The organism is Shewanella sp. MEBiC00475 (genome assembly GCF_005234075.1).
In the GTDB taxonomy this organism is placed as follows: Bacteria; Pseudomonadota; Gammaproteobacteria; order Enterobacterales; family Shewanellaceae; genus Shewanella; species Shewanella polaris.
The window spans coordinates 3,400,284-3,423,320 of the sequence record NZ_CP039928.1; the positions used below are offsets into that span (position 1 = coordinate 3,400,284).

19 protein-coding genes are annotated in these 23,037 nt (G+C 41.0%); 18 read left to right on the forward strand and 1 reads right to left on the reverse strand.

Features of this window, described 5'->3' with window-relative positions:
- The 7 genes from nqrE (at window position 1) to dinB (ending at window position 5,766) form a co-directional block, all read left to right on the forward strand.
- Entirely contained in the window at window positions 1-609 is a 609-nt protein-coding gene (nqrE, locus tag FCN25_RS15205; RefSeq protein WP_011636427.1) for an NADH:ubiquinone reductase (Na(+)-transporting) subunit E, read from the forward strand.
- Window positions 610-655: 46 nt separating this feature from the next.
- Window positions 656-1,903, forward strand: coding sequence for an NADH:ubiquinone reductase (Na(+)-transporting) subunit F (nqrF, locus tag FCN25_RS15210; RefSeq protein WP_137226192.1), 1,248 nt, complete (start codon window positions 656-658; stop codon window positions 1,901-1,903).
- 121 nt (window positions 1,904-2,024) lie between these two features.
- Entirely contained in the window at window positions 2,025-3,038 is a 1,014-nt protein-coding gene (locus FCN25_RS15215; RefSeq protein WP_137226194.1) for an FAD:protein FMN transferase, read from the forward strand.
- A gap of 57 nt (window positions 3,039-3,095) precedes the next feature.
- Complete coding sequence (nqrM, locus tag FCN25_RS15220) at window positions 3,096-3,320, forward strand: (Na+)-NQR maturation NqrM (protein WP_137226196.1); 225 nt, start codon at window positions 3,096-3,098, stop codon at window positions 3,318-3,320.
- A 244-nt stretch (window positions 3,321-3,564) separates the two neighbouring features.
- Window positions 3,565-4,035 carry a bacterioferritin gene (gene bfr, locus FCN25_RS15225; protein ID WP_137226198.1) on the forward strand — a complete coding sequence of 157 codons (471 nt, stop codon included), beginning with the start codon at window positions 3,565-3,567 and terminating at the stop codon, window positions 4,033-4,035.
- Window positions 4,036-4,047: 12 nt separating this feature from the next.
- Window positions 4,048-4,515, forward strand: coding sequence for a bacterioferritin (bfr, locus tag FCN25_RS15230; protein ID WP_137226200.1), 468 nt, complete (start codon window positions 4,048-4,050; stop codon window positions 4,513-4,515).
- Window positions 4,516-4,686: 171 nt separating this feature from the next.
- Window positions 4,687-5,766 (forward strand): DNA polymerase IV, encoded by a 1,080-nt coding sequence (gene dinB, locus FCN25_RS15235; protein ID WP_137226202.1) that lies wholly within the window; start codon window positions 4,687-4,689, stop codon window positions 5,764-5,766.
- A gap of 91 nt (window positions 5,767-5,857) precedes the next feature.
- Here the strand turns inward: dinB and FCN25_RS15240 are convergent, their stop codons facing one another.
- Complete coding sequence (locus FCN25_RS15240; RefSeq protein ID WP_137226204.1) at window positions 5,858-7,321, reverse strand: aminoacyl-histidine dipeptidase; 1,464 nt, start codon at window positions 7,319-7,321, stop codon at window positions 5,858-5,860.
- Window positions 7,322-7,786: 465 nt separating this feature from the next.
- Between FCN25_RS15240 and FCN25_RS15245 the strand changes: the two genes are divergently transcribed.
- From FCN25_RS15245 to carA, 11 genes are all read left to right on the forward strand, one after another.
- Complete coding sequence (locus FCN25_RS15245; RefSeq protein WP_137226206.1) at window positions 7,787-9,361, forward strand: leucyl aminopeptidase family protein; 1,575 nt, start codon at window positions 7,787-7,789, stop codon at window positions 9,359-9,361.
- Between the two features lie 901 nt (window positions 9,362-10,262).
- The gene (locus FCN25_RS15250; RefSeq protein ID WP_137226208.1) at window positions 10,263-11,552 is read left to right on the forward strand and encodes an NCS2 family permease; all 1,290 of its coding nucleotides are present in this window, start codon (window positions 10,263-10,265) and stop codon (window positions 11,550-11,552) included.
- Window positions 11,553-11,737: 185 nt separating this feature from the next.
- Window positions 11,738-12,847 carry a glutamate 5-kinase gene (proB, locus tag FCN25_RS15255; RefSeq protein ID WP_137226210.1) on the forward strand — a complete coding sequence of 370 codons (1,110 nt, stop codon included), beginning with the start codon at window positions 11,738-11,740 and terminating at the stop codon, window positions 12,845-12,847.
- A gap of 10 nt (window positions 12,848-12,857) precedes the next feature.
- Window positions 12,858-14,132, forward strand: coding sequence for a glutamate-5-semialdehyde dehydrogenase (locus FCN25_RS15260; RefSeq protein WP_137226212.1), 1,275 nt, complete (start codon window positions 12,858-12,860; stop codon window positions 14,130-14,132).
- 551 nt (window positions 14,133-14,683) lie between these two features.
- The gene (gene dnaK / locus FCN25_RS15265; protein WP_137226214.1) at window positions 14,684-16,600 is read left to right on the forward strand and encodes a molecular chaperone DnaK; all 1,917 of its coding nucleotides are present in this window, start codon (window positions 14,684-14,686) and stop codon (window positions 16,598-16,600) included.
- A 111-nt stretch (window positions 16,601-16,711) separates the two neighbouring features.
- A complete protein-coding gene (dnaJ, locus tag FCN25_RS15270) occupies window positions 16,712-17,836 on the forward strand; it encodes a molecular chaperone DnaJ (protein ID WP_137226216.1) in 1,125 nt (374 codons plus the stop codon).
- A gap of 110 nt (window positions 17,837-17,946) precedes the next feature.
- Window positions 17,947-19,179 carry a DEAD/DEAH box helicase gene (locus FCN25_RS15275; RefSeq protein ID WP_137226218.1) on the forward strand — a complete coding sequence of 411 codons (1,233 nt, stop codon included), beginning with the start codon at window positions 17,947-17,949 and terminating at the stop codon, window positions 19,177-19,179.
- Window positions 19,180-19,289: 110 nt separating this feature from the next.
- A complete protein-coding gene (locus FCN25_RS15280) occupies window positions 19,290-20,096 on the forward strand; it encodes a M48 family metallopeptidase (RefSeq protein ID WP_137227428.1) in 807 nt (268 codons plus the stop codon).
- Between the two features lie 78 nt (window positions 20,097-20,174).
- Complete coding sequence (locus tag FCN25_RS15285; protein ID WP_137226220.1) at window positions 20,175-20,792, forward strand: FKBP-type peptidyl-prolyl cis-trans isomerase; 618 nt, start codon at window positions 20,175-20,177, stop codon at window positions 20,790-20,792.
- Between the two features lie 84 nt (window positions 20,793-20,876).
- Window positions 20,877-21,689, forward strand: a complete 813-nt coding sequence (dapB, locus tag FCN25_RS15290) for a 4-hydroxy-tetrahydrodipicolinate reductase (protein ID WP_137226222.1) — start codon at window positions 20,877-20,879, stop codon at window positions 21,687-21,689.
- 173 nt (window positions 21,690-21,862) lie between these two features.
- Window positions 21,863-23,020: a glutamine-hydrolyzing carbamoyl-phosphate synthase small subunit gene (gene carA, locus FCN25_RS15295; RefSeq protein WP_137227429.1), complete on the forward strand. Its 1,158-nt coding sequence runs from the start codon at window positions 21,863-21,865 to the stop codon at window positions 23,018-23,020.
- Window positions 23,021-23,037: the final 17 nt, after the last annotated feature.

Consider the following 23,037-nt stretch of genomic DNA (forward strand, 5'->3'; position numbering starts at 1 on the left):
ATGGAACATTATATTAGTTTATTAATTCGTTCAGTTTTCATTGAAAACATGGCACTAGCGTTCTTCTTAGGTATGTGTACTTTCTTAGCTGTATCAAAGAAAGTCACTACTGCGATGGGCCTTGGTGTTGCAGTTATCGTGGTGCTGGCTATTTCGGTTCCTGCTAACCAAATTATTTATCAAGGTTTATTGGCTCCAGGTGCATTAGCTTGGGCTGGTTTCCCTGATGCTGATTTGAGCTTCTTGAAGTTCATCACCTTTATCGGTGTGATCGCAGCACTTGTACAAATTTTGGAAATGGCTTTAGACAAGTATTTTCCACCTTTGTACAACGCGTTAGGTATTTTCTTACCTTTGATTACCGTGAACTGTGCAATTTTCGGTGCAGTATCTTTCATGGTTGAGCGTGATTATAACCTTGGCGAGAGTGTAGTATTTGGTATTGGCTCTGGCATTGGTTGGGCGTTAGCAATTGTATTGCTAGCCGGTATCCGCGAAAAGATGAAATACTCTGACGTGCCAAATGGCTTACGTGGCTTAGGTATTACCTTCGTTTCAGCAGGTCTTATGGCTCTAGGTTTCATGTCATTCTCGGGTGTTTCTCTTTAAGAGACATTGAGGCGACGCATTAATTTGAACCTTTAAGGATAAGTGAATGGGTATTCTTGAATCTACTCCACTAGAAGTTTATCTAGGTGTGAGTATGTTTACTGCAATTGTTTTGATTTTGGTATTAGTGATTTTATTCGCTAAATCAAAACTCGTGGCAAGCGGTGATATCAAAATTGGTATTAACGGTGATGCAGATAAAACAATTACAACAGGCGCTGGCGGTAAGCTACTTAGCGTTTTAGCCGACAACGGCATCTTCGTATCAAGTGCGTGTGGCGGCGGTGGCTCATGTGGTCAGTGTCGTGTGCAAATTAAGTCTGGTGGTGGTGATATTCTTCCTACTGAGCTTGACCACATTAGTAAAGGCGAAGCTCGTGAAGGTTGTCGTTTATCTTGTCAGGTAAACGTCAAAACTGACATGGAAATTGAACTTGATGAAGAAATCTTTGGCATCAAGAAATGGGAATGTGAAGTTATCTCTAACGATAACAAAGCAACGTTCATTAAAGAACTTAAGCTGCAAATTCCTGATGGCGAAACAGTGCCTTTCCGTGCTGGTGGTTACATTCAAATTGAAGCACCTGCTCATCATGTTAAATATGCTGAGTTTGAAGTGCCTGATAAGTATCGTGGCGACTGGGAACACTTTGGTTTCTTCAAGTTAGAATCACAAGTAGACGAAGAAACTATTCGTGCTTACTCAATGGCTAACTACCCAGAAGAGTTTGGGATTATTATGTTGAACGTGCGTATTGCTACGCCACCGCCACGTAATTTAACCTTGCCTTGTGGTAAAATGTCTTCATACATCTGGAGCTTAAAAGCCGGTGATAAAGTCACTATTTCTGGTCCATTTGGTGAGTTTTTCGCTAAAGATACTGATGCAGAAATGGTCTTCATTGGTGGTGGTGCTGGTATGGCCCCTATGCGTTCACATATTTTTGACCAATTAAAGCGTCTTAAATCAAAACGTAAGATTAGCTTCTGGTACGGTGCGCGTTCTAAGCGTGAAATGTTCTATGTGGAAGATTTTGACGGCTTAGCGGCCGAGAATGAAAATTTCCAGTGGCATGTTGCGTTGTCAGATCCGCAAGCGGAAGATAACTGGACTGGTTATACTGGTTTCATTCATAACGTTTTGTATGAAAACTACTTGCGTGACCATGATGCTCCAGAAGATTGTGAGTTCTACATGTGTGGACCTCCAATGATGAATGCAGCCGTAATTGGTATGCTTAAAGATTTAGGTGTCGAAGATGAAAACATCTTATTAGATGATTTTGGCGGCTAATGAGTTAGCTCATTACATTGACATGTAAGTCATGAAAATTGCAGCAATGCAGACAGGGTGGTTAAACACGAGTCTGTGTGCTGCAATTTTTTTTATTCATTTGAAAAAGTGTAAATTTGAAATGACCGTAAATTCAATCAAGTTACTGCTATTGCCAGCCATTTTGCTATTCGTCAGTGCATGCGGCTTACCAGAGCCGATGATTTCATTATCAGGTAGTACAATGGGGACCACATACCATATTAAAGTGGTACCTAATGAAAAATTACCAGAACCCCAATTACTTCAAGCTGAAATAGATATGGCCTTGGAAGTTGTTAATGATCAAATGTCGACCTATCGTCCAGACTCGGAACTGTCGAAATTTAATCAATTACAAATACAGCAGAGAGTTAAGGTTTCAGCTGATACGATTAAAGTGATAAAAGAGGGAATGCGTCTTTATAAAGAGACCGATGGGGCGTTAGATATCACCTTAGGCCCAGTGGTTAACTTGTGGGGTTTTGGTCCAGATAAAAGACCTATTACTGAGCCAAGCCAAGCCCAAATTGATGCCGCAAAATCTAAAATGGGCATCAATGAATTGTCAATTAGTGGTCATAGCTTAATTAAGCATAATGCCGATTTATACATTGATTTATCATCAATTGCCAAAGGCTTTGGTGTTGATAAAATTGCGGCCATTTTAGATAAGTATCATGCCAGTGGTTACCTTGTAGAAATTGGTGGTGAGCTTAACGTCAAAGGCACTAAAGCTGATCATTCACCTTGGCGCGTCGCAGTTGAGCAACCCACTAGTGAAGGGCAAGTGGTGCAACAAGTGATTGAGCCAGGAACCATGTCATTAGCAACATCTGGCGATTATCGTAACTTTTATCAAGAAAATGGCGAACGTTTTTCACATTTGATTGATCCACGAAGTGGATATCCTATAAAGCATAAACTTGCGTCTGCAACCGTGTTAAACTCTAGTTGTATGACCGCAGATGGATATGCTACCGCCATGATGGTGTTAGGTACTGAGGCTTCCCTCGCACTTGCTAAAGAGAAACATTTAGCAATAATGCTGATAGAGAAGCAAGAGCAAGGTTTTAAGGTCTATTACAGTGATGCGTTTAAAGCGTATTTGAAATAGGTTTTTTTGATTCAAAACTACTCAAGCTTGAGCTGAATGAGTTGACTGGAGTTCGTTATGAGCACATTTATTGCTGCATTTGTGGTGTTATTATTATTTTTCTTATTGATGTCTGTCGGATATATCGTTAAAAAGAAAGCGGTTGAAGGCAGTTGTGGTGGTTTAGGTGTTTTAGGTATTGAAAAAGCCTGTGACTGTGATGATCCATGTGATGCTCGCAAGCGTCGTATGGAAAAAGATCAAGCTCGCAAAGAAATGCTTAATCAAAACCGCATTATTTAAGTCAAACGGTTTTATAAAAGCCATTTAAGAAACAATGTTTTTAGCGCTTACAATGTAAAGAGTCTTCATTTTGAAGGCTTTTTTTATGTCTTATATTTAGATTGCCATTACAAACCTAAGTTGTAATGATAACGGTTATCAGTTGTAAGTGTGTGAAATAAAAAGGAAATTTGCCTTTCTCTCTACAGTGTTCTATTCTATGTGAAATTGATCGAGATCAAATTATTTATCAAGGGACATTACTATGAAAGGTCATCCTAAAGTCATCAGCCAACTCAATCGCGTACTTACTTGCGAGCTGACGGCCATTAACCAATACTTTTTACATGCTCGTATGTTTAAACATTGGGGTTTGGCTAAGCTTAATGAAAAAGAGTACAAAAAATCGATTGAAGACATGAAGCATGCTGACAAATTGATTGAACGTGTTTTGTTTCTTGAAGGTTTACCTAACCTACAACAGCTAGACAAACTTCGTATTGGTGAACATGCTGAAGAAATGCTTAGCTGTGACATGGCGGCAATAACGGCACAAATTGCCGTTTTGCGCGAAGCTATTGATATCTGCGAAACCCAGCAAGATTATGTTAGCCGTGATCTGCTTGAAGATTTACTAGAAGACGAAGAAGAGCACCTAGATTGGATTGAGTCGCAACAAGAGCTCATCACTCAAACCGGTATTCAAAATTATCTTCAATCACAAATTAACGACTAATAGGAACAGATTATGAAAGGTCATCCAGAAGTTATAGACGCCCTAAATCTTTTATTAACCGGTGAGTTGTCTGCCATGGATCAATATTTTGTCCATGCGCATATGTATGAAGATTGGGGATTCAATGAATTATATACTCGTATCTTGCATGAATCAGATGACGAAAAGTTGCACGCGGCAAAATTAGTCCAACGCATTTTATTCTTAGAAGGCACTCCCGATGTAGGTAGCCGTGAAGCATTGAATATTGGTAAAGACGTGCAAGAAATGTTTAGAAATGATTTGGCATATGAATATCATGTCGCTGATAATTTACGTAAGGTGATTGCCCTATGTGAAGAAAAAAATGATTATCAAACCCGCGAAATTTTAGAAGTATTACTTGATGACACGGAATCTGACCACATGTACTGGTTAGAAAAACAATTAGGTCTTATTGAGCGTGTAGGTTTGCAAAATTATTTGCAGACAAAAATGTAATTTATTTGTAAGAGCATATCATTTGCAAGATAGTATCATTTTTAGATTGTATCGTTTTTAGTTAACAGCCCAACTATGTTGGGCTTTTTTGTGTTTGCAAGAGAATGATTGAATACTGTTTTTGTATACAGTAGTATTACGGTTAATTAAGTTACTGGTAATGGTTACAGAATGCGTAAAATCATTCACATCGATATGGATTGCTATTTTGCTGCCGTTGAAATGCGAGATTTTCCTGAACTTCGAGGGAAAGCTATCGCTGTTGGCGGCAGAAGCGATCGACGAGGTGTGATAAGCACATGCAGTTATGAGGCCCGTAAATTTGGGGTCCGCAGTGCCATGTCCAGTTATCACGCACTGCAATTGTGCCCGCATCTAATTTTAGTGCCTGGGCGAATGGATGTGTATAAATCAGTATCATTGCAAATACGTGAGATTTTTCATCGATACACTGATCTGGTTGAGCCATTGTCTTTAGATGAGGCTTACCTTGATGTTAGCGACTGCCAAGCTCATCAAGGCAGTGCCACGTTAATCGCTAAAGCAATCCGCGATGATATTTTTAACGTTACCGGGTTAACGGCTTCAGCCGGTATTGCACCCATTAAGTTTCTAGCTAAAATTGCTTCCGATTTAAATAAGCCAAATGGTCAATATGTGATTACCCCGAATCAAATTGGCGATTTTGTCAAAGACCTACCCCTGAGTAAAATTCCTGGTGTTGGTAAAGTCACCTCAAAAAAGCTAGCCGATATAGGTTTAACCACTTGTTATGATGTACAGCAATATTCCAAACCTCAGTTAATCGATGCTTTCGGTAAATTTGGCCATGTGTTAATAGAGCGTTCTCAAGGTATCGATACCAGGCAAATTAGCCCTCACCGAGTGCGTAAATCGGTTGGTGTTGAAACGACGTTAGCTAAAGACATTTTTACTTTAGAACAATGTCATCAAGTATTACCACAGCTTATTCAAGAACTGAGTGCTCGTGTTCATCGAAGTGCTAAAGACAGGCAAATCCATAAGCAGGTCGTTAAACTTAAATTTAACGACTTTAAACAAACTACCATTGAGCATCGCAGTGATGAGATTTCAATTAATTTGTTTCATGAGTTGTTATTGCAAGCTTTGCAGCGCAGCCAAGGACGAGGGATCCGTTTGGTTGGCGTGAGTGTTGGTTTAGCGGATGTAACGTTGGCAACGGCAGATAACGGTGTGGATCAAATTACTCAACTCGATTTACAGTTTTAATATTTCATACGTTGAAGTTCTTTATACCAATGGGTACAAAAAAGGCGACATTTCTGTCGCCTTTTTAGAGTCTGTAAATTATTGATCGTGATTAAGCTTCTTTAGCTGGAATACGTGCCAATACTGCAAGTAACAATTCCCAGTATTGACCAACAGTAGTGATGTTGACCTTTTCATCTGGGCTGTGTGGATAGCGAATTGTTGGGCCAATCGATACCATGTCCATAAGCGGGTAGGGTTCTTTGAATAAACCACATTCAAGACCTGCATGGATTACCATAATGGTAGGATCTTTTTTATAAATGTCGTTATAGGTTTCACGCACAATCGCCATTACTGGTGAACTGGTGTCTGGTTTCCAGCCCGGATATGCACCGCTTAAATCAATACTCGCCCCAGAAAGGTTAGCCAATGCAGTCAGCATGCCTGTGACTTCTTCACGCCCCGAGTCAATTAATGAGCGAATAAGACATAGCACTTCAACGCTTTCATCTTCAGTACTAATGACACCGATATTCAATGATGTTTCTGTAACACCTTCCACTTCATCACTCATGCGGATCACCCCGTTAGGGCTAGCATGCAGTAGGTCAATTAAGGTATTTTGCGCTTCTTCGCCCATGACTTTCGTTGGTGGCTCTATTGTGGCTAACGTGAGTGTCATGGATGGATCTGCAACGGCTAATTCTTCACGAACTAACGCTTGGTATGTTTCAATGGCTTGCTTTAATGCTTCAATGTTTTCAGCCGGCAACATAAATTGAACGTTAGCTTCACGCGGAATCGCATTACGCAGCGAGCCACCGCTAAAGCTGACAAGCTCTAGGGCTAATTCGTCACTGTATTTAAATAGAAAGCGAGCCAGTAACTTATTTGCATTGCCACGACCAAGGTGAATATTCACCCCTGAATGACCGCCTTTTAAGCCTGACATGGTTAATGAGAAACTGGCATTACTTTGCTCTGGTGCTTGCCAAGACATGGGGACGCTTATCTGAGCGTCAACACCGCCCGCACAGCCCATGTAGATTTCACCTTCTTGTTCAGAATCTGTATTAATTAAAATATCAGCTTCAAGGTAACCCGCTTCTAATCCAAAAGCCCCTGTCATACCGGCTTCTTCATCAATAGTGAGCAGTACTTCCAGTGGCCCGTGTTTAATGTCTTTACTGCCTAAAACAGCCAACGCTGAAGACATACCAATACCATTGTCTGAGCCTAAGGTTGTGCCTTTGGCTTTAACCCAATCACCGTCAACATAGGCTTCAATAGGGTCGGTTTCAAAGTTATGTACCTTATCGGCATTTTTCTGCGGCACCATATCAATATGTGCTTGTAACACCACTTTTTTACAGTTTTCCATTCCTGCTGTAGCAGGCTTACGGATGATTAAATTTCCGACTTTGTCTTCAACAACAGCAAGGCCTTGTGCTTTTGCCCATTGCTGAATGTATTGCGACAATGCATGTTCATGTTTTGATGGATGTGGAATAGCACAAATTTGTTCAAACCATTGCCATAGAGGCTGAGGATATAATTGAGTTAATGCAGTCACGAAACGCCCTCTAAGATGAAATTGAGTCGATATACGACAAAAATATAACTGCAGCTATTTTAACATATTCTGCGCAGTTACTTGATATTGCAGCACCGATTTGCCAAGGTTTAGTCCACAATTGTGTAAATAATTATGAACCCATCAATTTGCTTGTCTAGGGCTATTGATGTTTGGTGTTTTAAATATGTTTGAGATAAATGCCCCGTGCTCTATGTCACAAGGTGTCACTACTTGTGCCGTCTAGAATGCTAAGCAAATACCTTGCAAAAAAATGCCTTCAAAAAAACAAGATCGTTTAGCTGAATATTCGGGCAGCGCTTGTGGCTTCTATCTACAGAGTTATCGTCTACTTATGTGGATCCGCTGTATTTCATCCGCTCAGCATTGTATTAACGTGACACAAACTGCTGCCAAATTGATCTTGAAAGATCAATGGCCATTGCAATAGATTAAGGATTTTTTATGACCCCAATTAATAAACAAGTAAATAAAGCTGTTAGCGCGTTTCAAGTACCCATTATTGATGTATCCAGTGATGAGGCTATTTTTGAAGGAGAGGGGGAAGGTTGGGATGCTGTGGTAGTCATTGCTACAAGCCTGGCAGACATTAAGCAAGATGAAATCAGTTTGCTGGCGGCACATGCGAGTCAAATTGATAAGCGTGTAGGTAAAAGTGCCACACTATTATTTGCTCCAGGTTTGGCTGGTGGCCGCTTAATCATCTCGCCCGTGGTGGATAGCGAGAATGAATACAGTGATGTCAGGATTTTTGCTAAAGCAGCAAGGGAGGGGATTGCTATCGCCAAAGCTGCTGGGGCAACTAAACCTTTATTAGTAGTACCAGCTGTAAGTGATAAACGCTTTGCTAATGCTGAACAAGTGGCAGCATTGGCATGTGGCCAAGAGCTGTGGCAACCGTTAGAGGCCCGTGAAGCAAACTCATTATCGCCGAGTTTAGAGGCCATTGGATTATTAAATACGGCTATACATAGTGTGTTAATTAATGCAGCTGAAGCTGGACGAGTATTAGCGCGAGATCTTTGCGGCACTGAGCCTGAGAGAATGTCGGCTATCGGGTTTGCCCAATATTGTGTTGATGCTTTCGCTGATAGCGGATTAGCAGTGTCTGTCATTGATCAAGTCGAGCTGTTAACAGCGCAATACCCACTATTAAGCGCTGTTGGTAGAAGCTCATTTGGGGTTGAACGTCACCAACCTCGAGTGGTAAAGCTTGAATATGTAGGCGAAGGTACTATAAGCAAAACGTTGTTCTTTGCTGGTAAAGGAGTGATTTACGATACGGGTGGCGCTGATATCAAAGTTGCAGGGTCAATGGCGGGAATGAGCCGTGATAAAGGCGGTGCGGCTGCAGTGGCAGGATTAATGAAGGCATTATCGATTCTTAAACCCAAAGGCATCAAAGTTATTGCTGAGCTTGGGTTGGTTAGAAACAGCATCGGCAGTGATGCGTTTGTTACCGATGAAATTATTACCAGTCATGCAGGTGTGCGAGTTCGCATTGGTAATACCGATGCAGAGGGGCGTTTAGTGTTAGCTGACTTGTTATCACATTTGCGTATTCAGGCACAAATCTCTGTGAATCCACAATTATTTTCAGTGGCGACCTTAACTGGTCATGTCGTACGCGCGTACGGCGGTTATCCAGCTTTAGTTGAAAATAATGCAGCCAAAAGACAAGGTGTGGCTGAGTCATTAGCTGAGGTGGGAGAGTTATGGGGGGAGCCATTTGAAGTTTCGCGTTTACGAAATGAAGATTTTGATAAAGTGGCAGATAAAAATGGCGCTGCCGATGTGGTGTCATCTAACAATGGCCCGTCTTCAATTACGGCTCGCGGACATCAATATCCCGCAGCATTCTTAATAAAAGCTTCTGGCTTAGAGGATACTGCATTGGCATTTACACATATTGACATCGCTGGTAGTGCTGTTGAAGGGGATCCTCTCTATGGTAAGCCAACAGCTAGCCCTTTGGTTGCTTTATTACATTTTTTGAAGTTGTCAAGTATATCGCAATAAGGTATTGTTTAATAACAAATATTAACTTTGTTAACATTAGGAGAACAATAGTTATACATAGTTTTAATACAAGAATAATGTAATCAAATCACTTTATTCGAGTTTTTTGTGAATAAAAGCAAATAATACTTGTAATTAAATTACGATTTTGTATAATTCAATTCGTCGACAAGCAGTGTCTTCGTCGACTCTAGTTAATCCAGGATGGATATAGCCTCCAAGGATCTGAGTGACAAGTTGTCTCAATGGATTTGAGTAATGTACGTTCCAGGGAACCGAGCCAAGCTTTACTAGGTTTATGCAACTTTACTTAATTTAGGAGAAAGACTATGTCTTATACAGGTAACAGTAAATTTTATTGGCAAAACACTTGGTTTGCTGATGTAACAGTTTTACGTGGCGGTATATTCGCCATGAAACGTTAAGAACTGACCCTCTTTACGTAGCGTTAATATCCATCAACCTTTTGTTCGTCTCGTTTGACGGTTTTAGACAAGGTGGTAAATTATTTAATTTATCACTACATCACATTAAGTGGTGCTAGCTTTCCTTTCCCCATATGGGATGCTTGTAACATGTCTGCCTACTCTTTTGAGTAGGCTTTTTTTTGCCTAAAATTTAGTTAGACTTTGACTAGACCTTCGCTAGATTCTAGTAAGGTTGTAGTTAGAATGTAGTTAATGGTTTTAGTGCGCTATATAAAAAACTGAAATCTTTCAACAAAAAGGCTATTGATAGCTATCAAGGTCGTAAGTATTTATAATTCTCAAGATTAAAGTGAACCCTCGGTAATGATGGTGATTTTGCTCTAAAGGTAAGCTGTAAATGCTTATCTCATCCTCATCTACAACAATTAAAACGATTAACTCAATGTTAACCTTTGCCCAAGGAACCCCGTTCCATGTTAGAAAAATTATTTAAGCTTAAACAGAACAACACTAGCCTTAAACAAGAGGCTATCGCCGGTCTTACTACTTTCTTAACCATGGCTTACATCATATTTGTTAATCCTATGATGCTTGCTGATGCTGGGATGGATCATGGTGCGGTATTTGTTGCTACATGTTTAGCCGCTGCTATTGGTTGCTTGGTTATGGGCTTACTGGCAAATTATCCCATCGCATTAGCGCCAGGAATGGGTTTGAATGCCTTTTTTACTTATACGGTAGTAGGGGAAATGGGCTATAGCTGGGAAACCGCACTTGGTGCGGTATTTATGTCTGGGGTATGTTTTTTAATATTATCTTTGGTGAGAATACGTGAGTGGATTGTAAATAGTATTCCAATGTCGTTGCGCTTTGGTATTGCGGCTGGTATTGGGTTGTTTTTAGCCTTAATCGGTTTGAAAAATGCCGGCATTGTTGTAGCGAGTCCAGCAACAATAGTGACCATGGGTGATATCACTTCATTTCCTGCTGTTATGGCTGCATTAGGCTTTTTCCTAATTATTGCCATGGTACACCGTGGCTTAAAAGCTGCAGTTATTTTTAGTATTTTGATCGTAACGGTTTTAGGGATGATATTTGGTGATGTGCAGTATCAAGGTTTAATTTCTATGCCGCCGTCTATTATGCCGACATTTATGAAAATGGACTTATCTAGTGTATTAGAAGTGAGTATGTTGTCTGTGGTGTTTGCTTTTTTGTTTGTCGATTTATTTGACACTTCTGGCACTTTGGTTGCTGTCGCCCAACGTGGCGGATTACTCGATGAAAAAGGGCGGTTGCCTAGAGTTAAACGTGCACTAACGGCGGATAGTATTGCGACTATTACTGGTGCTGCATTAGGCACATCAACAACCACCAGCTACATCGAAAGTATTGCTGGTGTGAGCGTGGGCGGTCGTACAGGTTTAACCGCCGTTATTGTTGGCTTACTTTTTTTAGCCGCTTTATTTGTTTCGCCATTAGCGGGTATGGTGCCAGCATATGCAACAACGGGAACCTTGTTTTATGTTGCAATTCTAATGATGTCTGGTTTGGTAAATGTTGACTGGGAAGATATTACTGAAGCAGCTCCTGTAGTTGTGACGTGTTTATTAATGCCATTAACCTTCTCTATTGCCAGTGCTATCGGTCTTGGGTTTATTTCTTATGCGGTGATCAAGTTAATGACTGGACGTTTTAAGGATTTAAACGCGGGGGTTTTAGTGGTTGCAGCTTTATTTATTGCTAAGTTTATTTATAGTTAACCAATACCCATGAAAATGGACAAAGGGTAATTTATTGGCTTAGGCTAAAACAAAAAAGGGCTTATTGCCCTTTTTTGTTTTTTTAAATGCAAAAATATAACTGTATTAATGGCTTTCACTATGAATTGTCGTGTGAATTGGGTATAAAAATGGATTACATATTTTTAGTTAACTGAGTAACACAAATGGGTTATCGCCGCGTAGTTGTTAAGTTGGGCACCAGTGTACTAACATCAGGCAGTAAAAAGCTTGATAAGGCACATATGGTCGAATTGGCCAGACAAATGGCATCGCTTATGCGTTCAGGTGTTGAAGTTGTATTATGTACATCCGGGGCGATAGCGGCCGGACGAGAGCATTTAAATTACCCACTATTACCCGATACTATGGCGAACAAACAGTTACTTGCGGCAGTGGGTCAGAGTCAGTTAATTTTGGCTTGGTCGCAATTATTCAGTATTTACGGTTTACATGTAGGTCAATTACTACTGACGCGAGCTGATTTACAAGATCGTGAACGTTATCTCAATGCTCGCGATACCTTAAACGCCTTATTAACTCATAATATTATTCCCATTATTAATGAAAATGATGCCGTCGCAACCAATGAAATTAAAGTGGGGGATAACGATAACTTATCAGCCCGTGCAGCCTTACTTTGTGATGCAGATTTATTGATTTTACTCACCGACCAAACAGGCTTATTTGATGCAGATCCTCGTACTAACCCAAATGCACAGCTGATTAAACAAGTCACCAATATTGATGACAGTTTGCGTTTATTGGCAGGCGGTTCAGTGTCTGGTCTTGGAACGGGCGGAATGGCCACCAAACTTGAAGCGGCGGATGTGGCACGGCGCGCGGGGATTGAAGTGGTCATTGCATCGGGACATCATCCTAATGTGATTACTAAACTGGCGGCCAAGGAGTCAGTCGGCACCCATTTTAGTGCCATAGAAAATCCATTGGAAAGTCGTAAACAATGGATCCTTGCTGGACCAACTTCGCAAGGGAAATTAATTGTTGATGCTGGAGCTTCTGTCGCTGTGGTGACCAATGGTCGCAGTTTACTCTCTAAAGGTATAGTTAATGTTGAGGGGCACTTTGATCGCGGGGTGACCTTACTCATAGTGAATCAAACAGGCAAGATTCTGGCTAAAGGGATAAGTCGATATTGTGCCAATGATTTAATCAAAATTAGTGGCAAGCATTCTAATGATATTGAAAATCTGCTTGGCTATAACTACGGTGATGCCGTGGTTCATCGTAATGATATGGTCGTACTTGATAATTAAGGATAAACAGATGTCAGCCACAGAAACAGAATATTTAACCCAATTAGGTCAACGTGCTAAGGCGGCGAGTTTTATATTAGCTAACTTAACGGCTAAACAGAAAACGGCACTATTAACGACAATTGCCGACCATTTAACGTTGCATAAAAATGAGATTTTACAGGCAAATGCGCAAGATGTCGCCGCAGCGAAACAAAATGGGTTAACCGACGCTATGGTTGATAGATTGATGCTGGATGAAGGGCGACTCGGCGGTATTATTGCTGATATTGATAATGTCATCTCATTGGCCGATCCCATCGGTAAGGACGCTGAAAGTCGGATATTGGACAATGGTTTACGCTTAACTCGCCGCAGTGTGCCATTAGGTGTGGTTGGGGTTATTTATGAAGCTCGTCCAAATGTTACTGTTGATATTGCGGTGTTGGCGTTAAAGACAGGTAATGCTGTGATTTTGCGTGGTGGTAAAGAAACCTTAACGTCCAATAAAGTGTTAAGTGAAGTGATCCGAGAAGCGCTGACTAGCTTAGATTTGCCTAAAGATGCCGTACAGTTAATTGATTCACCAGATCGTAGTTTGGTTAGTGGTTTACTCAGACTGGATAAATATGTCGATATGATTATTCCTCGAGGGGGACAGCATCTACAAAGACTGTGTGCTGAACAGTCGAGTATCCCAGTGATTTTAGGTGGAATTGGAATTTGTCATTTATATGTTGATAAGCAAGCCGACTTAGTGCGCGCAATCGAGGTAATTGCCAACGCCAAAGTTCAGCGTCCGACAGTGTGTAATGCCCTAGATACCTTATTAGTTCATCAAGACGTTGTCGCTGATTTTATTCCCAACATAGCGTCACACTTGCATTCGTTAGGCGTCCGTTTTCATGCTTGTGTAAACAGTTTTCATTATCTTGAAGGTTTAGGGTTTGATGTTACCCCCGCACATGATGAATCATTTTCGACTGAATGGTTATCGCTGACATTAGGGATTAAAGTCGTCAATAACATTGATGAAGCGGTAGGGCATATTCGCCAATATTCGACAGGGCATTCTGAAGCAATTTTGACTGATAATATCAATACAGCAAGTGAGTTTATGAACCAAGTCGATTCGGCTGCTGTGTATGTTAACGCCAGTACTCGCTTTACTGATGGTTCACAATTCGGCCTTGGCGCTGAAGTTGCTGTGAGTACCCAGAAGTTACACGCTCGTGGTCCAATGGGTTTAGATGCTCTGACTACCTATAAGTGGCTCGCTTGGGGGGATTACACCAGCAGACAATAATCAGTTTGTTATAACTATGGCAAAAAAGGGTACAGGTAAGTGCCCTTTTGTTATTGGTATTTTATGCCAATAACTAGAAATAGTGTGTTCTAGCAAAATAATCAATAAAGCAATGATCAATAGGTAATTATCAAGGTTAATGTCATAACCAGCTCTATAGTATTGAACTACATAGACCCAATGCCACTTCAAAGGTACTTGCCGCCTACAAAAAATAATATCGCTTCAAAACCATATAGAGACATAACTTGAAACGATGTCACAGATATTATTTTTATGGGTAACTTAAGCGTGCTTTATCATTTTTATGTGAAATACCCTTACGTGTTGCCATTTCGCGGTGATATCAGTAAAACACGATAAAATTTTACTTGTCCCCTTGTAATTTATTTTGTTGTCCCAATATAGGTATCAAGGCAGATATGAGTGGTTAATATTGAACCTCAAGTTAGAAAACAAAATACTTGAATAACTTGTTGTTCGTCCCCATATCTACATCAAACAACGTATTTTTATATTTTCGACGACTAACGTCAATTTCGGAGGACCCCATGGGCAAAATTATTGGTATCGATTTAGGAACGACAAACTCTTGTGTGGCTGTCCTTGATGGCGGCAAAGCACGCGTAATTGAAAACGCAGAGGGCGACCGTACAACTCCTTCAATCATTGCTTACACTGAAGAAGAAACGATTGTTGGTCAACCAGCAAAACGTCAAGCTGTAACCAACCCAACAAATACTTTCTTTGCTATTAAGCGTTTAATTGGTCGTCGTTTTAAAGATGACGAAGTTCAGCGCGATGTAAACATCATGCCATTCAAAATTATCGCTGCTGATAATGGTGATGCATGGGTTGAGTCTCGTGGCAACAAAATGGCTCCACCACAAGTTTCAGCTGAAATCTTGAAAAAGATGAAAAAGACAGCAGAAGACTTTTTAGGTGAAGAAGTAACAGAAGCCGTTATTACTGTTCCTGCTTACTTTAATGATTCACAACGTCAAGCAACTAAAGATGCTGGCCGTATCGCTGGTTTAGATGTTAAGCGTATTATCAACGAGCCAACAGCTGCAGCACTAGCTTATGGTATTGATAAAAAGCAAGGCGATAACGTTGTTGCTGTATACGACTTAGGTGGTGGTACTTTCGATATCTCTATTATCGAAATCGACAGTAACGACGGCGATCAAACATTTGAAGTATTAGCAACCAATGGTGATACTCATTTAGGTGGTGAAGACTTTGATAACCGTTTAATTAACTATTTAGCTGACGAATTCAAAAAAGACCAAGGCTTAGATCTACGTAAAGATCCTTTAGCTATGCAACGTTTGAAAGAAGCTGCTGAAAAAGCAAAAATCGAGCTTTCAAGCACTAACCACACTGAAGTTAACTTACCTTATATCACTGCTGATACCTCTGGTCCTAAGCACTTAGTGGTTAAAATTACTCGAGCTAAGTTAGAGTCATTGGTTGAAGATTTAATTCAACGTACTTTAGAACCGTTAAAAGTAGCACTTGCTGATGCTGACTTAAAAGTCTCAGACATCAACGAAGTGATTCTTGTTGGTGGTCAGACTCGTATGCCTAAAGTACAAGAAGCCGTTACTAACTTCTTTGGTAAAGAGCCACGTAAAGACGTTAACCCAGATGAAGCTGTAGCTGTAGGCGCGGCAATTCAAGCTGGTGTATTGTCTGGTGAAGTGAAAGACGTTCTATTACTTGACGTTACGCCGTTATCATTTGGTATTGAAACCATGGGTGGCGTAATGACTAAGCTTATCGAGAAGAACACAACTATCCCGACAAAAGCGAGCCAAACGTTCTCTACTGCTGATGACAACCAAAGTGCGGTAACCATTCACGTGTTACAAGGTGAGCGTAAGCAATCAAGCTACAATAAGTCTTTAGGTCAATTCAACCTTGAAGGTATTGAACCAGCTCCACGTGGTCAACCACAAGTTGAAGTTGCATTTGACATTGATGCTGATGGTATCTTAAAAGTGTCAGCAACAGACAAGAAAACCGGTAAAGCTCAAAACATCACCATTAAAGCTAACTCAGGTTTATCTGATGAAGAAGTTGAGCAAATGGTTCGTGATGCAGAAGCTCACGCTGATGAAGATGTAAAATTTGAAGAGTTAGTTCACGCACGTAACCAAGCTGACGGCTTAGTTCACTCAACTAAGAAACAAGTTGAAGAAGCGGGCGATGACTTACCTAGCGAAGACAAAGAGAAAATTGAAGCGGCTATCGCAACTTTAGAAACTGCTATTAAAGGCAATGAAAAAGAAGCAATGGATACAGCAACTCAAGCTCTTATCGAAGCATCTGCTAAGCTAATGGAAATCGCTCAAGCGAAAGCTCAAGCTGGCGCAGAAGGCCAAGCTTCTGGTGCTGACCAAGAAAAACCTGCTGATGATGTTGTTGATGCTGAGTTCGAAGAAGTTGAAGAAGACAAAAAGTAATTAATACTTTCAGTTAGTTATCATTGAAGCGGGCGTTGAGGTTATCCTCATACGCCCGTTTGTATAAATTAAGTTTAGCAACTTACTTAAATCTTCGAGAAACAAAATATTATGTCAAAGCGTGATTTTTACGAAGTTCTCGGTGTTGCTCGTGACACCAGTGAACGCGAAATTAAAAAAGCGTATAAACGCTTAGCGATGAAATTTCATCCAGATCGAAACCCAGGTGACAAAGTCGCAGAAGCTAGCTTTAAAGAGATTAAAGAAGCGTACGAAATTTTAACCGACAGCGATAAGAAAGCGGCTTATGACCAATTTGGCCATGCTGGCGTTGATCCTAATCGTGGACACGGTGGTGGCCAAGGTGATTTTGGCGATATCTTTGGTGATGTTTTCGGGGATATTTTCGGCGGTGGTCGTCGTGGCGGACAACGTCAAGCGGCGCGCGGAAGTGACTTACGTTATAATCTTGAATTGTCTTTAGAAGAAGCAGTTCGTGGTTTAACTAAAGAATTGCGTATTCCGACATTAGCCGCTTGTGATTTGTGTGACGGTAGCGGTGCTAAAAAAGGCACATCTGCAACCACATGTGGCACTTGTCATGGCCAAGGCCAAGTGCAAATGCGTCAAGGATTCTTTGCTGTTCAACAAGCCTGCCCTACTTGTCATGGTCGCGGTAAGATCATTAAAGAGCCATGCAGCAAATGTCATGGTGAAGGACGCGTTGAGAAAAGCAAAACCTTATCGGTTAAAATTCCTGCAGGTGTTGATACTGGCGATCGTATTCGTCTTACTGGCGAAGGTGAGGCGGGTGAGTTTGGTGCGCCTCCTGGTGATTTATATGTTCAGGTCAGCGTACGTGAGCATGCTATATTTACTCGCGATGCCAACAATCTTTATTGTGAAGTGCCAATTTCATTCAGTAAAGCAGCATTAGGCGGCGAAATTGAAGTCCCAACACTAGACGGTAAAGTGAGCCTTAAAATTCCAACAGAAACCCAAACTGGGCGTATGTTCCGTTTACGCGGTAAAGGGGTTAAGTCAGTTCGTAGCCATGCAGTAGGTGATTTACTGTGTAAAGTGGTTATGGAAACGCCTGTGAATCTGAATGAAAAACAAAAAGATTTACTGCGTGAATTTGAGGCAACCTTAACGGGTGAATCGAAAAAACACAGTCCAAAAGCGGAAGGTTTTTTTGATGGTGTAAAAAAGTTCTTTCAGGACTTAAACAGTTAATCACTATTCATAGAAAGTGATCATCAATAAAGGCTGTTTACTTTGGGTAAACAGCCTTTTTTATTGGGATATAGAATTTATTTGTATTCATGACTAATTAGGCGCCATCCATGTCATTTTCAGCATTTTCGCTCAATCCAAAATTATTAAGCACATTACCTACCGCGATAATTGAGCCTAGCCGTATTCAACAATTGGCTATTCCAGCCGTACTGGAGGGGCAAGATGTGTTGGCTCTGGCACAAACGGGTAGCGGAAAAACCTATGCTTATGGTTTACCTCTATTACAACAGTTAAGCCAATTGTCTGCTGCTAGTTTGTCTGCGGTGGTAATTGTGCCCACCAGAGAGTTAGCCGTTCAAGTTATGCAAAATCTGGCTCCATTAGCACAAGCGGTAAATTTACGGGTTGATGTGTTGTGCGGCGGTGAAGCAATTGAATTACAAATTGAGCGACTCACTCAACCGATTAATCTGGTTGTTGCAACGCCGGGGCGTTTATTAGCGTTAGCGCAACAAGGTGTGATTCAATTTGACCATGTTCAAAGTCTAGTACTAGATGAAGCCGATCGATTGCTGGACATGGGATTTATCGCTGATATTAATGCACTTATTGCTTTAATGCCAAAGGGGCAACGGTTATTGTTTTCAGCAACCTTGCCTGAGCCGCTAACGATATTAGCCAAACAAATATTGTCAGCATCGAGTGTGCGGATTGAAGCCCATGTGATGAATAGTACTGTAACCGATATAGCTCAAACCCTATATCACGTGAATAAAGGTAGTAAGGCAAAAGCACTGATCCATTTAATTACTTTGCATCAATGGTCACAAGTGTTGGTATTTGTTAATGCTAAAGATGATGCCGATGCATTGTGTAAAAAGTTACTCAAAGCGGGTATTAATGCGGCTGCACTTCATGGTGATAAAGAACAAGCTTTGCGAAGCCAGACATTAGCGTTGTTTAAAAGCAAAAAACTAACGGTTTTAATTGCTACAGATGTATTAGCTCGCGGTATTCATATCGACGCATTACCTGTCGTAATTAATGTCGACTTGCCTGCTCAGGCAGCAGTCTATGTTCATCGAATTGGTAGAACAGCACGGGCGGGATTAAGTGGCGTTGCATTATCATTAGTTTCACACTCTGAGTTACAAAGTTTAGATGCCATTAGAACGTTAATAGGTCAAACATTACCTTTGACCGAATTAGTAGGCTTTACGGTCACGGATAAACCGATTAGCGCAACCAGTAAGCGTGCTCCGCGTGATAAACAAGCCAATCGTCGTACGGCTAACAAACGCAGTATTAGTGATTTCAAAAAGCAAAAAACAGCACGTTAATACTTGCTTATTTATCGCATTTCAAATGGTGTTTTGCTGAGGTAGATTAGTATAAAATAAGTTAATGATGGATTAGCTTAGTGGCTAAATGAATGTTAAAAGGATGAATGATGAAACCTCTCGCGCTAACCTTATTCGTTTCTGCTTTATTGGTTGGTTGTGTTAACAATCAATCACCCACAGGGCGTGGTCAAACCTTACTGTTTTCAGATGTGCAAATGCAACAGATGGGAGCTCAATCATTTGAAACCATGAAACAAAGTGAAAAAATAAGCCAAAACCAAGCGCAAACACAATATGTAAACTGTATAGCTAAGCGTATCACTGCAGTACTACCTGATCAGTCACAGCAATGGGATGTTGTATTATTTGAGTCTGATCAAGTCAATGCATTTGCCTTGCCCGGTGGTCATATTGGTGTTTATACAGGTTTGTTAAAGGTCGCTGTCAATCAAGATCAACTTGCTACTGTTATGGGTCATGAAGTGGCTCATGTGTTAGCGCAACATGGTAATGAGCAGGTCTCACGGGCTCAGTTAACCGGGTTGGGTATGCAAGTTGCCGATGCCGCAATAGGAGTGTCGGGTGTAGCCAATAAAGATTTATATATGGCCGCATTAGGTTTAGGGGCGAATGTGGGTATTATTTTACCCTTTGGTCGCAGCCAAGAGTCCGAAGCCGATATTGTCGGACTAGAACTAATGGCAAAAGCAGGTTTTAATCCTGGCCAAAGTATTACCTTATGGCAAAACATGGCCAAAGCTGGTGGTGCCCAAGGACCAGAACTTCTGTCTACACATCCGTCACACAGTCATCGAATTGATGACTTACAAGCGGCACAAAATAAAGTTATGCCACTTTATACACAGGCAAGGAAACAGTCTTTGACTGAGTGTAAAATAGCTCCGGCTAATTAATGTTTTTGCCAACATTACCAGGATTAATTGTGATAAACTCTGGTGCGAATTTTTTATGTTTATTGAGAGAAAATTATTATGTCAGATTTGTTCAGCACTATGGAACAGCATGCAAGCTACGGTGTAGGTCGTCAAATGGGCGAGCAATTAGCTGCCAATTCTTTTGACGGTATTGATATTCCTGCTGTTCAAGCTGGTCTTGCTGATGCATTTGCCGGTAAAGAAAGCGCAGTATCAATGGAAGAGCTTCAAGTTGCATTTACTGAGATCAGTCGTCGTTTACAAGAAATTCAAGAAGCTGCTTCAGAAGCTGCTGCAGCCGAAGGTGATACATTCTTAGCTGAAAATGCTAAGCGTGATGGTGTTACCGTTACTGAGTCTGGTCTTCAATACGAAGTGCTTGTGCAAGGCGAAGGTGAGAAACCAACTTACGATTCAACTGTTCGTACTCATTATCATGGTACTTTTATCAATGGTGATGTATTCGACAGTTCTGTTGCTCGTGGCGAACCTGCTGAATTCCCGATATCAGGTGTTATTGCTGGTTGGACTGAAGCATTACAGTTAATGCCAGTTGGAACCAAACTTAAATTATATGTTCCACATCACCTAGCATACGGTGAGCGTGGCGCGGGTGCTTCCATCCCGCCATATTCAGCTTTGGTGTTCGAAGTTGAGTTGTTAGATATTATCTAGTTTATTAAAAACGCCTAAGTTAACTTAGGCGTTTTTGTATATGCTGTTTTTAGATTTACTTTTAGTTAACGCTGGGAGAATGAAATGACTGCAAAAGTGAGAATTGCTGTAGTTGGTGCCAGTGGCCGTATGGGCCGTACACTGATTGAATCTGCTAAACAGCAACACGTTATCGTACTTGGCGCCGCGATTGAGCGTACTGGGTCAAGTCTAATAGGTATTGATGCTGGTGTGCTTGCTGGTGTTGGTGCGATGAACGTTACCATTACCGATTCGCTAGATAAAGTCGTCAACGACTTTGACGTGTTAATTGATTTTACCTCACCAGAATCTTCAATTGTTCACCTTGATTGGTGTGCAAAAAACCATAAAGCAATCGTTATTGGTACCACTGGTTTTAATCATGCTCAAAAAGAACAGATTAATGCCTATTCAGAGCAAGTACCCGTGGTGTTAGCTCCGAATATGTCTGTGGGTGTGAATGTGATGTGGAAATTACTCGCACTGGCTACAGAAGTCATGGGTGATTATACCGATATCGAAATAATCGAAGCACATCACCGTCATAAAAAAGATGCTCCGTCTGGTACTGCATTAAAAATGGGCGAGATTATTGCTGAAGTATTAGGCCGTGATTTAGATGAATGTGCAGTTTATGGGCGAGAAGGCATTACTGGTGAACGCGATCGTAATACCATTGGTTTTGCAACGGTTCGTGCCGGAGATATTGTCGGTGAACATACCGCTATGTTCGCTGATATAGGCGAACGCTTGGAAATAACCCATAAAGCATCGAGTCGAATGACTTTTGCTAATGGGGCGATGAGGGCGGCTTTTTGGCTCTCAGATCAAAATGCTGGTCTGTATGACATGCAACAAGTATTAGGATTGAATTAGATAATGAAAACACCAAATGTTGGTGTTTTTTTTTGAAAACAATCCTGTAAAATATAGACGTAAAAGCTAATTTCTTATACAATCGATAGAATTTGTCGAAATTTTGGATTTTATCGAAAATAGACAATTCATACAAAATAAAAAACACATTATTTAAGTGGCTTGGCTCTTTTCTGGAGGTCGCGTTGACACAGTCTGCCTTACTCGTACTCGAAGATGGAACCGTATTCTCTGGCACCGCAATTGGTGCTACCGGTATCTCTGTTGGTGAAGTTGTTTTTAATACTTCTATGACAGGTTATCAAGAGATTCTTACGGATCCTTCATATTCACGCCAAATAGTAACATTAACCTATCCTCACATCGGTAACACAGGTACTAATGATGAAGACACAGAATCGGATTCGGTTCATGCATGTGGCTTAATTATTCGTGACTTACCGCTTATGGCGAGTAATTTCCGCAACCAACAATCATTAAGCGATTATTTAAAAGCAAATAATGTGGTTGGTATTGCAGATATTGATACTCGCAAACTAACTCGAATTTTGCGTGAAAAAGGCGCTCAAGCCGGTTGTATTATGGTTGGAGACCTAGACGAAGCAAAAGCCCTAGCGGAAGCGAAAACATTCCCTGGCTTGAAAGGCATGGATTTAGCTAAAGAAGTGACCACCGATAAAGCTTATACATGGCGCAACGGTAGCTGGAAATTAGTCGGTGGTTTACCGTCTGAAACACCAGAATCGGAACTCAAGTATAAAGTTGTCGCATACGATTACGGTGTAAAACGTAATATTTTACGGATGTTGGTTGATCGTGGTTGTGATGTAACGGTAGTACCAGCGCAAACATCTGCTGCAGATGTGCTCGCCATGAAGCCTGATGGAATATTCCTATCAAATGGTCCTGGCGACCCTGAACCATGTGATTATGCAATTGAAGCCATACAACAAATTTTAAAAACAGACATTCCAGTGTTTGGTATTTGTTTAGGTCATCAATTACTTGCTTTAGCCTCTGGTGCGAAAACCTTAAAAATGAAGTTTGGTCATCATGGTGCAAACCATCCAGTGAGCAATATTGAAAAAGGCAACGTGATGATCACCAGTCAAAACCACGGTTTTGCTGCAGATGAAACCACATTGCCAGCAAATATTAAGGTTACGCATAAGTCGTTATTTGATGGTTCATTACAAGGTATTCACCTAACGGATAAACCAGCGTTTAGCTTTCAAGGACACCCTGAAGCGAGTCCTGGGCCAACCGATGCCGCACCGCTGTTCGATCATTTCATCGAGCTAATTGAACAATACCGTCAGCACGCTAAGTAGTTATCTGGGAGAAGACG